Source organism: Micromonospora sp. WMMA1998, from assembly GCF_027497375.1.
Lineage (GTDB): Bacteria > Actinomycetota > Actinomycetes > Mycobacteriales > Micromonosporaceae > Micromonospora > Micromonospora sediminicola.
Map to the genome: position 1 here is coordinate 1,206,839 of NZ_CP114911.1, position 15,061 is coordinate 1,221,899.

A 15,061-nucleotide genomic window follows, 5' to 3' on the forward strand; every position below is an offset into this window, starting at 1 on the left:
ACGTCAGCCCTCCGCCGGCTCGGCCTCGGGCGCGTGCGGCGCGCGGCGGTCGGCGCGGGGACGGGGCGCGGACGTCTCCCGGACACCGGTCGGGACGCCCTCGGCCGAGCGCTCCAACAGCGCGGCCAGGCGGCGCAGGCCGCGGTGAGCGGCGGTACGCACCGCGCCGGCGCGCCGGCCCAGCACCCGCCCGGCGGTCTCCGCGTCGAGGCCGACGACGGCCCGCAGCATCACCGCCTCCGCCTCGGCCGGCGGCAGGGTGCGGATCAGCGCCAGCGCGCTCTCGGTGCCGATCGCCTCCCCCGCCCGGTCGGCGGTGTCCGCGTCCGAGGCCAGGTCGTTGAGGGCCTGCACGGGCACCGGCACGGCGGGTCGGCGTCGTTGCCGGCGCAGGTGGTCCATGGCCCGGTTGCGGGCGACGGTCACCGCCCAGGCACGGAACTCGCCGCCGGTGAACGACGGCAGGTCGCGCGAGATCTGCAGCCAGGTCTCCGACGCCACGTCCTCGGCTTCGGCGCCGACCAGGGCGGTCAGGTAGCGCAGCAGGGCCGGCTGGAGGCTGCGGTAGAGGTGACGGAACGCCTCCTCGTCGCCCGCCCGCGCGGCGGCGACCGACTCGTTCAGGTCCGGGGTCACGGGCGACGCCCCGGCGGGACCGGGTTCGCCGGCCGGGCGTCGGCCCGCGCGGGAGACCGCACCGTCATTCGCACCCCCGCCCCCCGCTGAGCTGATCGGCGCCGGCCCGGGACCGGTGCGCATGGACACTGCCGCGCAGCGCGGCCGTCGGCGGACATACCGTACCGACGTCGTGGGGCGGCCGGGAGCCGGGCCAACGCTAGGAGGCGACCGCGCTGACCGGCAAGCCACGAAGAGCCGGAAAAAGGGAGAGAAATGTCTACCGAGCGGATCGGCGTGTCGGTGTAACGAAGAACACCGACCGGTCGCTGCCGATCAGGAAAAAACGGGCGGATCCCGGCCGATGGAGCCGGACATCCGCCGCCACCCGGACACATTCTGGCCGATCGTACCCGGTCGGTCACGGTGCGCCCACGGCCGAAACCGGCCTCGGCCGTTCGGATGACCGGGCCGGGACCGCTCGCCGGCGGCGACGGGAGAGATCGCGGGAAATACTCCGGGGCCGCGGTGGGTACGGTATGGGAATGCTCACCTCCGACGTCGTACTCAGCGGTCGGTACCGCCTGGAAGACCGTGTCGCCACCGGCGGCATGGGCGACGTCTGGCGTGCCACCGACCTGGTGCTCGGGCGGCCGGTCGCGGTGAAGGTGCTCCTTCCCGCGCTGGTCTCCGATCCCGACTTCATCGCCCGGTTCCGCTCCGAGGCGCGAATCATGGCGTCGTTGCGCCACCCCGGCGTGGTCCAGGTGTTCGACTGCGGCGAGGACGAACTGCCCGACGGCAGCCGGGCCGACTACCTGGTCATGGAGTTCGTCGCCGGTGAGCCGCTGTCCCGGCGGATCGAGGCGGCCGGGCAGCTCGAGGTCGCCGAGACCATGTCGATCGTGGCCCAGGTGGCCCAGGCGCTGCACGGGGCGCACGGCCGCGGCATCGTCCACCGCGACGTCAAGCCGAGCAACCTGCTGGTGCAGGAGGACGGCACCGTGGTCCTGGTCGACTTCGGGGTGGCCCGGTCGACCAACGTCACCAGCATCACCAGCACGAACGCGGTGCCCGGCACCGCCCTCTACATGGCCCCCGAGCAGGCCGCCGGCCGCCCCGTCTCGGGCGCCACGGACGTCTACGCGCTCGGCGCGGTCGCCTACTGCTGCCTCACCGGCAGCCCGCCGTTCACCGGGGACAACCCGCTCCAGGTCGCGGTGCGGCACCTCGACGACGCGCCGCCGGAGCTGCCGGCGGAGATCCCGGCGGCGGTGCGCGAGCTGGTCGCCCGGGCGCTGGCGAAGGACCCGGCCGACCGCTACCCGAGCGCCGCGGCGATGGCCGACGCGGCCCGGGCGGCGCGCGCCGAGTCACCCGCCGCGACGGTGCCGGTCGCCCTGCGTGGCGCGGCCGGCCCGGGGCGGACCCGCGACGACCAGCCGGTCGCCCGGCCGGCCGCCGCGGTCGCGCCGGCGCGCCGCCGCAGCCGTCGCGGCACTCTGGTCGGCGCACTGGGCGCCGTGCTGGTGGCGGTGACCGCGCTGGGCGCGCTGGTGGCCGCCGCCAAGGACGCGGAGGCACCGGCCACCCAGCTCGATTCCACGGCGCCCGCGGTGGCGCCGAGCAACTCCGTCGCCGACACCGCCGTCACCGAGGGGCCGTCGACGGTCGAGGACGACTTCACCTACCGCCCGGTCGGCCCGGGCGGCAAGCCCTCGGCGTCCACCTCGGTGACGCCGAGCGCCTCGCCGAGCGCCTCGGCCCAGCCCAGCCCGTCGAGCGCCCCGTCGACGCCGCCGACCGCGCCGAGCAGCCCGCCGGCCACCAGCGCGACCCCGACCGATACCGCCACGCCGACCGAGACCACCACCACGACCGCCCCCGCCGGCGGTGGCGAGGGCGAAGGCGAGGGCGGGGCCGGCGGCCAACCCGTCTCCCGCCCCTGAGCGATCCCGGGCGGCCCCGTCCGCGCGGCGGGACCGACCCGTCCGCAGGCACGCACCGAGCCGGTCCCGCCGTCGCGGCGGGACCGGCTCGTCGGCGTCCGGACGGCGGTGGCCGACGTCAGTCGGCGCCGAGCGACGCCACCACCGGCCGGGACAGCGCCCGTCGGGCCGGCAGGACCGAGGCGAGCAGGGCGGCGAGCACCGCCACCGCGACGATCAGGCCGAGCCGTCCCCACGGCAGTACCAGCGTGAAGTCTCCGGCGATACGCGCCACCACGGCCATCGCCCCGGCGGCGACCCCGACGCCCAACGCGACGCCGAGCAGCGTGCCGACCGACGCGGTGAGCACCGCCTCCACCGCGAGCACCGTCCGCATCCCGCCCCGGCTAAGGCCGACCGCGCGCAGCACGGCGTTCTCCCGGGTCCGCTCCACCACCGAGAGGCTCAGGGTGTTGGCGACCCCCACCAGCGAGATCACCACGGCCAGGCCGAGCAACGCCGTGACCAGACCGAGCACCATGTCGACGGTGCCGGTCAGCATCTTCTTGTAGGCGGCCTGGTCCATCACGTTGACCGTCGGGTAGCGGGCGACCACCGACTCCACGGCGGCCCGGGCGACGTCCACGTCCACCCCGGCGGCCGGGTCCACCTCTGCCAGGTAACCGCGTTCGGTGGGAAAGAGCCGGGTGAAGTCCGCGTCGACGACGTCCACCACGTACCCGTCGGGCACCGGGCTGCCGGCCAGGGCCGGCCGGTCCTCGGCCACCACGGCGGCGACCCGGAACGGACGCCCGGCGACGGTGACGGTTTCCCCGACGGTCCAGCGCCGGGCGGCGGCCAGCTCGCGGTGCACCAGCACCGAGCCCGGCCCGAACGCGCCCGGGTCGCCGGCGGCCACCGCGGACAGCGTCCGCCGGACCAACGCCGGGTGGGCGGCCCGCACCTGCACGCCGTCGGACACCCGGCTGCGCTGCTCGTGCACGACACCCAGCTCCGGACGGGCGGTCAGCTCGCCGACCAGCGGCGCCGGCAGCTTCCCACCGATGCCGGTGACCAGGAAGTCCACGCCGACCCGGGCGTCCACCGCGCGCTCGATGCCGGTCTTGACGCTGCCCGCGCCGACCACGGCGGCCGAGACCAGGCCGATCCCGATCACCATCGCGGTGGCGGTGGCCGCGACCCGACGCGGGTTGCGCGCCGCGTTCGCCACGGCCAGGGCGGCCGGGGCGCCGACCACCGCGCGCACCGGCGCGCCGAGCACCCGGACCATGGCCGGCACCAGCACCGGGCCGAAGGCCACGATGCCGCCGAAGGCCAGCAGCCCGCCGGCCGCCACCAGCGGCACCTGGCCGGTCTCCCCCGCGCCGAGCAGCGCCGCCGCCCCGGCGGTGAGGACCAGCGCCCCGACACCGAGCCGGATCCGGCCCGCCGGGCGGACGGGCCGGGTCGCCGCGTCGGTCAGCGCGGCCACCGGCGCGATCCGGGTGCCCTGCCAGGCCGGCAGCGCGGCCGCGAGCACGGTGAGCAGCGTGCCCAGGGCCAGGGAGAGCAGCACGGTCCGGGCCGTCACCGTGATCCCGCCGCCGGCCGACGCGCCGGTCGCCCCCAGCAGCGCGCCGAGGCCGGCGGCCAGTCCCGTGCCGACCAGCACCCCGACCGTCGAGGCGGCCAGCCCGGTCAGCGCCGCCTCGACCAGCGTCGCCCGGTAGACCTGCCCCCGGGTCGCCCCGACCAGGCGCAGCAACGCCGTGCGCCGGGAGCGCTGGGCGAGCACGATGGCGAACGTGTTGGCGATGACGAAGCCGGCCACCACCACCGCCACCGCCGCGAACGTACCCAGCAGCAGCTCGAACTGCCGCAGGTCCCGCACGGCGTCGGCGACCGCAGCGTCGAGCACGGCCGCGCGGTCGCGGACCGTGACGTCCGGGCCCACCACCGCGCGGACCCGGTCGACGAGCGCCCGGATGTCCGTCCCGGGACGCGCGGCCACCATGATCCGCCCGTAGCCGCGTTCGCCCCCGACCGCGAGGGCGTCGGTGCCCACCAGGCCGATGAACGGCCCGCCGACGTCGCGCGACGTCCCGGCCACGTCGACGGCGCCGACCAGGGTGTACGCCCGGGCCGCCCCGCCGGCCCCGCCGACCGACACCGGCCCGCCGAGGGTGAAGCGCTGCTCGGCGACGGTCTTCTCGTCCAGCACCAGCTCGCCCGCGCGCTGCGGCAGCCGGCCGGCGACCACGTCGTACGACTGCAGGGCCGGCTCGGTGGGGATCGCGGCGAGCACGGCGTAGCCGAGCACGGGCCGGCCGTCGGCGCCGAGCACCCCGGCGCTGCCGGTCAGCTCCCCCGCCGCGGCGGCCACCCCGTCCACCGCACGGACCCGGTCGACCAGGGCCGGCGACAGCGGTACCCGGCCGGCGTAGGCGGCCAGGTCGGTGTGTCGGTCGAAGGTCCCGGCGCGCGCGTACGCCCCGGCCCGCATGCCGTCGGCGACCATCAGGGTGCCGGCGACGAAGGCGACGCCGAGCACGATCGCCAGCGAGGAGAGCAGCAGCCGCAGGCCGTCGGCCCGGACCTGGCGCAGGGTCAGGCGCAACATCCCGGTCACCGCCCCACCGGCGTCGCGGCCGGTTCGAGCCGGCTCAGCGCCTCGCGGACCCGGGCGGTGGTCGGGGCGTGCACCTCGTCGACGAGCCGGCCGTCGGCCAGGAAGACCACCCGGTCGGCGTACGCGGCGGCGGCCGGGTCGTGGGTGACCATCACGACGGTCTGACCGAGGGTGTCCACGGCCTCGCGCAGCAGCCGCAGCACCTCGGCGCCGGAGCGGGAGTCCAGGTTGCCGGTCGGCTCGTCGGCGAAGACGACCCACGGCCGGGTGACCAGCGCGCGGGCCACGGCGACGCGCTGCTGCTGCCCGCCGCTGAGTTCCGCCGGCCGGTGGTCGAGGCGGTCGGTCAGGCCGACGGCGACCACCACCTGCCGCAGCCAGGCCGGATCGGGTCGCCGGCCGGCGATGGCCAACGGGAGGACGATGTTCTCCTGCGCGGTGAGCGTGGGCAGCAGGTTGAACCGCTGGAAGACGAAGCCGATCCGGTCCCGGCGCAGCCGGGTCAACCGGCGGTCGTCGAGGCGGGCCAGGTCGGCCTCGCCGATGCGGACGGTGCCGGCCGACGGCCGGTCCAGGCCGGCGAGGCAGTGCAGCAGGGTGGACTTGCCGGAGCCGGAGGGACCCATCACGGCGGTGAACCGGGCGGCGCCCAGGTCGAGGTCGACGCCGTCGAGGGCGACGACCCGGTTCGGCCCGGCGCCGTACTCCATGTGCAGCGCACGGGCGGCGACGGCGACGCCGGTGGTCGGGGTTGCGGACAACGTGGTGCTCCTGTCGGAGACGGTCTGCTGACCCTTCCGACGCTATGGCCGGCACCCGGCCGGCCATCTCCACCTGCGCGCGCGACCTCGGTACTCCCCCGGTCGCCCCCGACCGGCGGACCCGTACGACCCGAGGCGTACGGCGGGTCATCCGCCGGGCGTGACCAGCCCGCTCTCGTACGCCAGCACCACGGCCTGGACCCGGTCGCGGAGCTGGAGTTTGGCCAGGATCCGGCCCACGTGCGTCTTCACCGTCGCCTCCGCGACGTGCACCCGCCCGGCGATCTCCGCGTTGGACAGCCCCTGCGCGACGAGCAGCAGCACCTCCCGCTCCCGCTCGGTCAGCTGGGCCAGTCGCGGGTCCTGGACCGGAGCGGGGCCGAGCTGGCCGGCGAAGCGGTCGAGCAGTCGCCGGGTGATCGACGGGGCGACCACCGAGTCACCCTCGGCGACCACCCGGATCGCGGCGAGCAGGTCCTCCGGCGGCACGTTCTTGAGCAGGAAGCCGCTCGCCCCGGCGCGCAGCGCGGCGAAGGCGTCGGCCTCGGTGTCGAACGTGGTGAGCACCAGCACCCGGGGACGCCCGCCGGTGGAACGGGCGCAGATCCGCCGGGTCGCCTCCACCCCGTCCATGGTGGGCATCCGCAGGTCCATCACCACCACGTCGGCCTCGACCCGGTCCAGGACCCGCAGCGCGTCCGCGCCGTCGATCGCCTCACCGACCACGGCCAGGTCGGGTTGGGAGTCGAGCACCATCCGGAATCCGGCACGGACCAGCGCCTGGTCGTCGACGATCATCACCCGCACGGTCACGCCGCCGCGCTCCCTTCCTCGGTGCCGGCCGGCGCGGGCAGCGGCAGTCGCGCCTCCACCCGCCAACCGCCGGCCAGCGTCGGTCCGGCGGCGAGGCTGCCGTCGTACACCCCGACCCGTTCCCGCATGCCGACCAGGCCGTGCCCGCCGGACGGCGCCGGCCGCACCACCGGGCGGCCGCGCCCGTCGTCGACGGCCCGGACCACGACGGCGTCGGCGTCCCAGTCGAGCGTCAGCTCGACCGACGCCCCCACGCCGGCGTGCTTGAGCGCGTTGGTCAGGCTCTCCTGCACCACCCGGTAGACGGTCAGTTCCAGGCCGGGCGGCAGCGCCACCGGGGTGCCGGCGCCGGCGCAGGCGATCCGCAGCCCGGCGGCGCGGAACCGGTCGAGCAACGCGGGCAGCTCCACCAGCGCGGGACGCCGGTGCGCCGGCTCGGCGGCCGGCTCGTCGGTCACCGCGGGCGGCTCCGGGCGGCTCGGCTCGCGCAGCACCCCGACCAGCCGCCGCATCTCCTCCAGCGCCTGCCGGCCGGTGTCCGCCACCACCTTCGCGGCCTCCCGCGCGGTCGCCGGGTCCCGGTCCAGGGTGAACCGCACGCCGTCCGCCTGCACGATCATCACGGCCATGCTGTGCGCGACCACGTCGTGCAGCTCCCGGGCGATGCGGGTGCGCTCCTCGGCCACCGCCGCCCGGGACTCCGCCTCCCGCTCCCGCTCCAGCGTCGCGGCCCGCTCCTCCAGGCTGAGCACGTAGAGCCGGCGGGTCCGCACGTTCAGCCCGACCAGCCAGACCGCGCCGGTGACCAGGCCGTAGTAGAGCGCCCCCGCCCACCAGGGCGCCGGCCCGGGCCAGGAGAGCGCGGAGAGCAGCACGCCGATCGCCGCGCCGATCCCGGCCAGGATGCCGTCGCGCGCCCGGTCGGCGTACTTGACCACGCTGTAGAGGGCGATCAGCACGCCGATGTCGTAGCCGAGCGGGCCCCAGCCGACGATCACCTGGGCCAGCGCGAGCGCGGCCACCGCCACGGCGACCAGGGACGGGTGGGTCCGCCGGAAGAACAGCACCGCCGCCATCGCCACGCCGACCGCGAACGCCGGCAGGCCGCCCTGCTCGGCCAGCAGGCCGAGCACGGCGACGAGGACGACCAGCCCGGAGACGGCGGCGTCGAAGGCGACACCGCGCAGCGGGCGGCCGAGGATCAGGCGGTCCACGGTCACCCAGCGTACGGGGTGGCGCGCGCGTCGATGCCCACCGCGTCAGCCGCCGACGCCGGCCGCCTCCGACACGGCCCAGGCCAGGTTCTCGGCGGCGAAGCTGCCGCGCAGCTGGGAGAACCTGGTCCACTCGCCCGCCGGAAGACCAGAACCCGTCACGGTCAACGTCCACCCGTCCTCGGCCCCGGCCGCCCAGTCACGGAGCCCGGCGGCCACCAGGTCGGCGTCGGACCGGGACCCGACCACGGCCCGGATCCGAGTGCCCTCGTCGGGCGTGACAGGCACGGCAGGAACCGTACGACGGAGGTGCGCGAGAAGGTCGGCCGTGGCGGACGGCAGCAGCTCGCTCCCGATCCCGACGGCGAGCCCCACCCACGGCGTCGCCGCAGGCTGCTCCCCGTCGCGCTTCCGCCACCTCCCGGGCAGACTGATCATGAGCGGTGAGAGTACCGACGCCCGGTCGCCCTCCGGAAGTACGCCGTCGACCATGAAGTTGACTGCCTTCACCGTCCGGCATGTCGCCGCCAACTTCATGATCGACGGGTGGGGTGGGTGGGTCAGGAGGGGAGGAGGGCGCGCATGCGGGTGATCTCGGCGGACTGCTCGACCGCGACGGCGTTGGCGAACTCCTGCATGACCTGGTCGGCGCCCACCTTGAGCAGATCGGTGGACATCACCACCGCGCCCTGGTGATGGGCGGTCATCATCCGCACGAACAACGTGTCGAACGCCGCGCCCCGCGCGTCCGCGAGCTGCCGCATGGCCTCGGCGGACTGCATCCCGCGCATGGTGGCGTGGTCGTGGCCGGCCACCTCGGCCGGCAGGTCACGGGTGCTCAGCCAGGCGCGCAGCACCCCGACCTCGGGCCCCTGGGCGGCCCGGATCCGGTCGGCGACGGCCCGCACCCGGGGATCGGCGGCCCGGTCGGGGGCGAGCTTCGCCATCTCCAGCGCCTGCTCGTGGTGCGGGATCATCATCCGCACGTACCAGACGTCCAGGCCGTTCCACCGCGGCGGGGCGGCCGCGCGGACCTCCGCGGCGGGGCGGGTGGCCGCCGACTCGCCCGGACGGCCGGGGACCAGCACGGGCGGGGCGGAGACACTGCCCGTCGGGCTCGGGACGGCGCCGGCCGGACTCGGCCGGGTCGCCGCCGGGCGGGTGTCGCCGCGCCCGGTCAGGGCCAGCCCGCCGATCACCAGGAGCGCTGCCAGCGCTGTGACGGCCCACCACACGCGTGCCTGCCGGCCGGTCATACGACCCTCCCTCCGGTCGAGGTGACAGCGATCCTATCCATAGACGAAGTTCCCGGATGTGACCGGGATCACATTGATGAACGTCGTAAGTCGGTAAGGTGTGGCGAATCATCATCCCCCTTTCGAAGGGTGTTGCCGATGATCAGCATCCGCACGTCCCGCACCCGTATCGTCGGTCTCGCCGCCGCCGGCCTGCTGCTCGCCGGCGTGATCGCCGCGCCGCCGAGCAGCGCGCAGGAGGTCCCCCGGGCGGCCCCGGCCACCGTGGACAGCGCCGTCCCCGGTGTCGACGAGATCTCCAGCAGCCCCAACCTGCGGCAGGTGGCCAACCTGCCGAAGCAGGCGCCCTTCGACACCACGTCCGCCCTCGGCACCGACATCGCCTTCCAGGGCCGGTACGCGTTCGCCGGCAACTACGAGGGTTTCGTCATCTACGACGTCTCCCGGCCGAGCCGGCCGACCATCGTCTCGCAGGTGCTCTGCCCCGGCTCGCAGAACGACATCTCGGTCCACGGGAACCTGCTCTTCCTGTCGACCGACTCCTCCCGCAACGACGACTCGTGCGCCAGCACCAGCCAGCCGGCGTCGGTCAAGGAGTCGTGGGAGGGCATCAAGATCTTCGACATCCGCGACAAGCGCAACCCGCGCTACATCAAGTCGGTGGAGACGGCCTGCGGCTCGCACACCCACACGCTGGTGCCGGGCAAGGACCGGCGCAACGTCTACCTGTACGTCTCGTCGTACAGCCCGCGGGCCGAGTTCCCGGACTGCCAGCCGCCGCACGACTCGATCTCCATCGTCAAGGTCCCGGTGAAGAGCCCCACCTCGGCGTCCGTGGTCGCCACCCCCAACCTCTTCCCGGACGGCGGCTACCCGGGCATCCCGGGCCAGACGTCCGCGACCACCGGCTGCCACGACATCACCGCGTACCCGTCGAAGGACCTGGCGGCGGGCGCGTGCATGGGTGACGGCGTCCTGCTGGACATCAAGAACCGCGAGGCGCCCCGGGTGATCGAACGGGTCACCGACGCGGAGAACTTCGCGTTCTGGCACTCGGCCACGTTCAACAACGCCGGCACCAAGGTCGTGTTCACCGACGAGCTGGGCGGCGGCGGCGCGGCGACCTGCAACGAGGTGGTCGGGCCGAACCGCGGCGCGGACGCCATCTACGACATCACCGGCCGCGGCGACGCCCGCAAGCTGGAGTTCCGCAGCTACTACAAGATCCCGCGGGTCAACGCGGACACCGAGAACTGCGTGGCGCACAACGGCTCGCTGATCCCGGTGCCCGGCCGCGACATCATGGTCCAGGCCTGGTACCAGGGCGGCATCTCGGTGTGGGACTTCACCGACTCCCGCCAGCCGAAGGAGATCGCCTACTGGGAGCGCGGGCCGCTGGACGCCACGCAGCTGCGCACCGGCGGGTCCTGGTCGGCCTACTGGTACAACGGCCACATCTACTCCAGCGACATCCAGAAGGGACTGGACGTGCTGGAGCTGCGCGACCCGCGTACCTGGCTGGCCCAGTTCCTCCTGGTGCCGGAGCTGAACGTGCAGACCCAGGCGGGCTACCTGAGCTGGTGACCCGCTGACCGGCGCCGGGCCCGGCGCCCCCTCGGGGGCGCCGGGCCCGGCGCCGTCCGGTCCGGCTCGGGCGGCGGACGAGCCTGAGGGCTGCCGATGAGCGGAAGCGGCAGGCGCCAGCCGCCGGTCAGCCCATCGGTAACCGGTAGGCCCGGGTGCCGCCGCCCGCCGTGACCACCCGCACCTCACCGCTGCGCAGCGCGTACGTCACCGACCAGCGGGTGTGCGCCTGCCGGACGGCGGCGAGCAGGCGCAGCGCCCCGGCGGCGTCCAGCGCGCCACCGACCCGGTCCAGCTCCGTCGCCAGCACCCCGTACCGGTGGTCGCGCCGCAGGTCCCGATCGCTGACCCCGACGGTCGGCACGTTGGTCAGCGCCTGCCACGGACCCCGGCGGCGGTCGACGCGCTTGCTTCCGTCGACGAACTCGACCACGGCGGACGCCCCGGTCGCGTCCGCGAGCAGGTAGTGCAACGCCGGCCCACCGGCGAAGTCCAGGTTGTGCCGCGCGAAGACGCCGACCGCCTCGTCCACGGTGGCGGCTCCGTCGAGCACCAGCCGCAGGATGCGCACCGAACCCACGGTGGGGCGTCCGGGCACCGGGTCGGCCCGCGCGCCGTCGTCGGCGGCCAACCCGACCGCCAGGCCCCGCTCGTTCATCCCGTCGAAGGGCAGCAGCGGCGCGTCGAGCAGCCGCCGGTCCCCGGCCGGGTCGGCGGCGACCCCGAGGTAGGAGATGTCCACCAGGGAGATCGAGGCGTACCCGTCCGGCGGGTCGGTGCGCAGCACCAGCGCCGGGTTCGGCTCCCAGTCGAAGTTGCGGGCGAACAGCGGGCGGTCCCGGTCGGCCAGCGCGGCGAACAGCGAGCAGCCGAACGGGCTCGGCGGGGTGGCGCCCGGCACCCCCACGGTCGGGTCGTAGTCGCCGACGTAGGTCATTTCGTACAGCGGCAGGTCGTCGACCCGGCGCAGGCTGGCCAGGGTCCGCGCGACCTGGTCGGGGTCCTGCCGCGAGGCGGTCGGCGTGGCGGCGTCGCCCGGCCCCGCCGCCGGCCGGCTCTCGGCGCAGGCCGTGGCGAGCAGGAGCACCACGAGCCCGGTGGCGACCAGCGTCCTGCGCATACCCGCGACGCTAGGAGAGTGCGCGGCCGGTGTCCATCGACGAACCGGTCAACCCCGGACGACCGCGAACATCCAGCAGCCGTACACCACGTTGCGGCTGTGCAGGACGTCCACCGCCGGGTCGGCGAACAGCTCGGCGACCACCGCCTCCGGCGCGCCGCCGTCGTGCCGGCGGCCGCCGACGATGCGGCCCCGCCGGTCGTACGCCCGCAGCACCTGCGGCCGTCCGCGCCAGCCCACCGGGTAGGCCGTCACCTCCGCCGGCCCGGCGCAGGCCGCGTCGTGCGCGAAGACCGGCCCGAGTTCCCGGTACGGGCCGGGCGGCAGCGGCGGCGCGTACCCGAACAGCAGCAGCGGTTCGCCCGCCTCGGCGTCGCGCAGGCAGCAGCGCAGCGGCTCGCCGCCGCCGGCCCGGTGCCGCTCCGGCGGCTGCCCGCCGGCGTCGCGGCCGGTGCGGCGCAGATCGGCCAGCACCTCGGCCGGCAGCGGGCGGATCAGGAACGCGGTACGGGTCGTCGTCACCGGTCCAGCGTGGCCCGGCGCCGGCCGGCGTGCTGGCGGCCATCGGACCTGGCGTTGGGCGGCGAAATTGCGGCCACGCACCGATCGTCCGGGTACCCGTGGCGCCGCCGTGCGGGTCGACAATCGACCGATGGACTATCGGACCCACTCCCCGTACAGCGATCCCCGCCACCACGCCGCGCTGCTCGACGCGGTCCCCGGCGACGTCGCCGGCGCCGCGGCGGCCGCCCGCAACGTGATCGTCCACTACCGCGCCGGCGGCGTCGAGCTGTCCGACGCCCGGCGCGGCGAGGCCAACCTGCGCTGGCTGGACCGGATCCTCGACACCGACCAGTCCCGGTTCCCGCTGCCGCTGACCGCGCCGCGACCGGCCGCGGAGCGGGTCGCCGGCTGTTGCCGCGACCACACGCTGCTCACCGTCGCCGCGTTGCGCCAGCACGGCGTGCCCGCCCGCAGCCGGGTCGGTTTCGCGAGCTACTTCGTGCCGGGGTGGCACCACGACCACGTGCTGGCGGAGTGGTGGGACGGCGAGCGCTGGGTCTGGGCGGATCCGGAGCTGGACCCCGCCGACCCCCGGCCGTTCGACGGCTACGACATCGACCCGGAGGCGGGGCACTTCGACTCGGCGGCCCGGGTCTGGACGGCGTACCGGGCGGGCCGGGTCGACCCGGACCGGTACGGGGTGGACCCGGCGCTGCCGATCCGGGGTGCCTGGTTCGTCCGCGTCTACGTGCTGCACGAGCTGGCCCACCGACGCAAGGACGAGCTGCTGCTCTGGGACGGCTACGGCACGATGAGCGACGACCCGACCGAGGCCGACCTCGCGCTCACCGACGAGATCGCCACGCTGCTGCTCGCCGCCGACGCCGGTGACGCCGCCGCCGAGCGGGAGCTGGCCGACCGGTACGCGTCGGACACCCGGCTGCGCCCGGACGGGACGGTCCGCAGCGTCGACCCGGTCACCGGCACGGTCACCACCGTCGACCTGCGCCGCTGAGCCCCGCCTATCCCGGCAGGGGCGCCTCGTCCCCGCCCCGGGTGCGGCGCGGGTTGACCAGCCGGCGCACCATCGGGGCGGCGTTCCACCGGGCGGCGCCGACCAGGTCGCGGGCGTGCTCCAGCACCGTGTAGTCGGGCCGGGCCAGGCCCTCGGCGATGGCCCGGTCGAGGTCGTTGCCGCACCGGGTGAGCACGCTGTCGAAGTCCCGCCGGACCGGTTCGAGCAGGTCGTAGCCGAAGGAGCGGTGCAGCCGGGCGAAGAGCGGCTTGTACAGCCGGGCGCGCTCGTGCAGGCCGGACGAGTAGGACATCGGGTTCTTCGGCCGTCGCCGCACGTAGTCGGGCAGCAGGTCGGCGAACGCCCGCCGGACGATCCACTTCTCCTGCCCGTCGCGCAGCTTGAGGTCCAGCGGCAGTCGCATCCCGAGTTCGACGACGCTGAGGTCGAGGAACGGCACCCGCGCCTCCACGCCGTGTCCCATGCTCGCCCGGTCCACCCGCTGCAACTCGGTCCGGCACAGGTTGCGGATCTTGTGCAGGAACAGCCGGCGGGAGCGTTCCGGCCCGACCCGGTGATACATCGGGTAGCCGCCGAACACCTCGTCCGAGCCGTCGCCGGTGAGCACCACCTTGACGCCCAGCTCCCGCAGCCGCCGGAAGATCGGCACCGAGACCACGGCGTTGATGATGTCGCCGTACTCGGTCAGCTCGGAGATCCGGATCGCCTCGCGCACGTCGGCCAGCCGGATGTCGCGCGGGCGCAGCTCGATCACCTCGTGGGGGACGCCGAGGTCCGCGGCGAGCCGCCGGGCGTACGCCACGTCGGGGCTGTCCGGGACGCCGATGGTCACCGCCACGCAGTCGGGGTGCAGCTCCCGGGCGTGCAGCAGCGCCAGCGAGCTGTCCAGGCCGCCGGAGAGCACCACCCCGACCGTGAGGTCGGTGTCCAACCGGATCCGCATGGCGTCGGTGAGCGCGACCCGGACGAGCAGGGCGGCCTCGTCCGGGTCGTCGATCACCGGCAGCCCGGCGCCGAGCGTGAGCAGGTCCACGTGCGGGCGCGGCCGGACCGGACCGTCGGGCTCGACCCAGCCGTGGTGGCCGGGCGGCACCTCACCGATCGGGGCGCCGTGCCCGACCAGCGCCTTCACCTCGGAGGCGAGGTGCAGGCAGCCGGGCACGCGGGACCAGTAGAGCGGCTTCACCCCGAGCGGGTCGCGGGCCAGGTACGCCCGGCCACCGTCGCGTTCGACCACGACGAACGCGTACTCGCCGCGCAGCCGGCGCACCGCGTCCCCGCCCCACTGGCGGTACGCGGCGAGCACCACCTCGGTGTCGCCGAGCGTGCGGAACTCGTGCCCGAGCCGGGTCAGCTCGGCGCGCAGCTCGTGGTGGTTGAAGATCTCGCCGTTGAAGCAGAGCAGGTGCCGTTCGTCCGGCGCGACCCAGGGCTGCACGGCCCGGTCCCGGTCCACGATCCGCAGCCGGCGCACGCCGGCCAGCAGCCCGTTCTCCTGCCGGGTCTCGGTGACCTCCCCGCGCGGGGCGAGCGCGGCCAGCATCCGCCGGAAGGTGGCCGGGTCGGCCTCGGGGCCGATGCTCAGCGCGATCCCGCACACC

The 15,061-nt window shown here is 75.4% G+C and carries 13 protein-coding genes; 3 read left to right on the plus strand and 10 right to left on the minus strand.

The window, feature by feature from the left end; translation table 11 throughout:
* Window positions 1–3 precede the first annotated feature (3 nt).
* Complete coding sequence (locus O7600_RS05110; RefSeq protein ID WP_281592536.1) at window positions 4–636, minus strand: RNA polymerase sigma factor; 633 nt, start codon at window positions 634–636, stop codon at window positions 4–6.
* 524 nt (window positions 637–1,160) lie between these two features.
* Between O7600_RS05110 and O7600_RS05115 the strand changes: the two genes are divergently transcribed.
* Window positions 1,161–2,564: a serine/threonine-protein kinase gene (locus O7600_RS05115; RefSeq protein ID WP_281592537.1), complete on the plus strand. Its 1,404-nt coding sequence runs from the start codon at window positions 1,161–1,163 to the stop codon at window positions 2,562–2,564.
* A gap of 118 nt (window positions 2,565–2,682) precedes the next feature.
* On the opposite strand, the gene O7600_RS05120 is transcribed toward O7600_RS05115, so the two are convergent.
* The 6 genes from O7600_RS05120 to O7600_RS05145 all read right to left on the minus strand — a co-directional run bounded on the left by O7600_RS05120 (window position 2,683) and on the right by O7600_RS05145 (window position 9,216).
* Window positions 2,683–5,163, minus strand: coding sequence for an ABC transporter permease (locus tag O7600_RS05120; protein WP_281592538.1), 2,481 nt, complete (start codon window positions 5,161–5,163; stop codon window positions 2,683–2,685).
* 5 nt (window positions 5,164–5,168) lie between these two features.
* A complete protein-coding gene (locus O7600_RS05125) occupies window positions 5,169–5,933 on the minus strand; it encodes an ABC transporter ATP-binding protein (RefSeq protein ID WP_281592539.1) in 765 nt (254 codons plus the stop codon).
* 147 nt (window positions 5,934–6,080) lie between these two features.
* Window positions 6,081–6,746 (minus strand): response regulator transcription factor, encoded by a 666-nt coding sequence (locus O7600_RS05130; protein WP_099160771.1) that lies wholly within the window; start codon window positions 6,744–6,746, stop codon window positions 6,081–6,083.
* Window positions 6,743–7,966, minus strand: a complete 1,224-nt coding sequence (locus tag O7600_RS05135) for a histidine kinase (RefSeq protein ID WP_099160770.1) — start codon at window positions 7,964–7,966, stop codon at window positions 6,743–6,745. Before O7600_RS05135 ends, O7600_RS05130 begins: the two co-directional genes overlap by 4 nt.
* A gap of 39 nt (window positions 7,967–8,005) precedes the next feature.
* Window positions 8,006–8,248 carry a hypothetical protein gene (locus O7600_RS05140; RefSeq protein WP_141684584.1) on the minus strand — a complete coding sequence of 81 codons (243 nt, stop codon included), beginning with the start codon at window positions 8,246–8,248 and terminating at the stop codon, window positions 8,006–8,008.
* Window positions 8,249–8,520: 272 nt separating this feature from the next.
* Window positions 8,521–9,216, minus strand: coding sequence for a DUF305 domain-containing protein (locus O7600_RS05145; protein ID WP_281592540.1), 696 nt, complete (start codon window positions 9,214–9,216; stop codon window positions 8,521–8,523).
* A 138-nt stretch (window positions 9,217–9,354) separates the two neighbouring features.
* On the opposite strand from O7600_RS05145, the gene O7600_RS05150 reads away from it, so the two are divergent.
* Complete coding sequence (locus O7600_RS05150) at window positions 9,355–10,800, plus strand: hypothetical protein (protein WP_099160767.1); 1,446 nt, start codon at window positions 9,355–9,357, stop codon at window positions 10,798–10,800.
* A gap of 127 nt (window positions 10,801–10,927) precedes the next feature.
* Here the strand turns inward: O7600_RS05150 and O7600_RS05155 are convergent, their stop codons facing one another.
* Window positions 10,928–11,920, minus strand: a complete 993-nt coding sequence (locus tag O7600_RS05155; RefSeq protein WP_281592541.1) for a carcinine hydrolase/isopenicillin-N N-acyltransferase family protein — start codon at window positions 11,918–11,920, stop codon at window positions 10,928–10,930.
* A 48-nt stretch (window positions 11,921–11,968) separates the two neighbouring features.
* Entirely contained in the window at window positions 11,969–12,442 is a 474-nt protein-coding gene (locus O7600_RS05160) for a DUF1203 domain-containing protein (protein ID WP_281592542.1), read from the minus strand.
* Between the two features lie 130 nt (window positions 12,443–12,572).
* On the opposite strand from O7600_RS05160, the gene O7600_RS05165 reads away from it, so the two are divergent.
* Complete coding sequence (locus tag O7600_RS05165) at window positions 12,573–13,439, plus strand: transglutaminase domain-containing protein (protein WP_281592543.1); 867 nt, start codon at window positions 12,573–12,575, stop codon at window positions 13,437–13,439.
* Between the two features lie 7 nt (window positions 13,440–13,446).
* Here the strand turns inward: O7600_RS05165 and O7600_RS05170 are convergent, their stop codons facing one another.
* Window positions 13,447–15,060, minus strand: a complete 1,614-nt coding sequence (locus tag O7600_RS05170; protein WP_281592544.1) for an asparagine synthase-related protein — start codon at window positions 15,058–15,060, stop codon at window positions 13,447–13,449.
* Between the last annotated feature and the right edge of the window lies 1 nt (window position 15,061).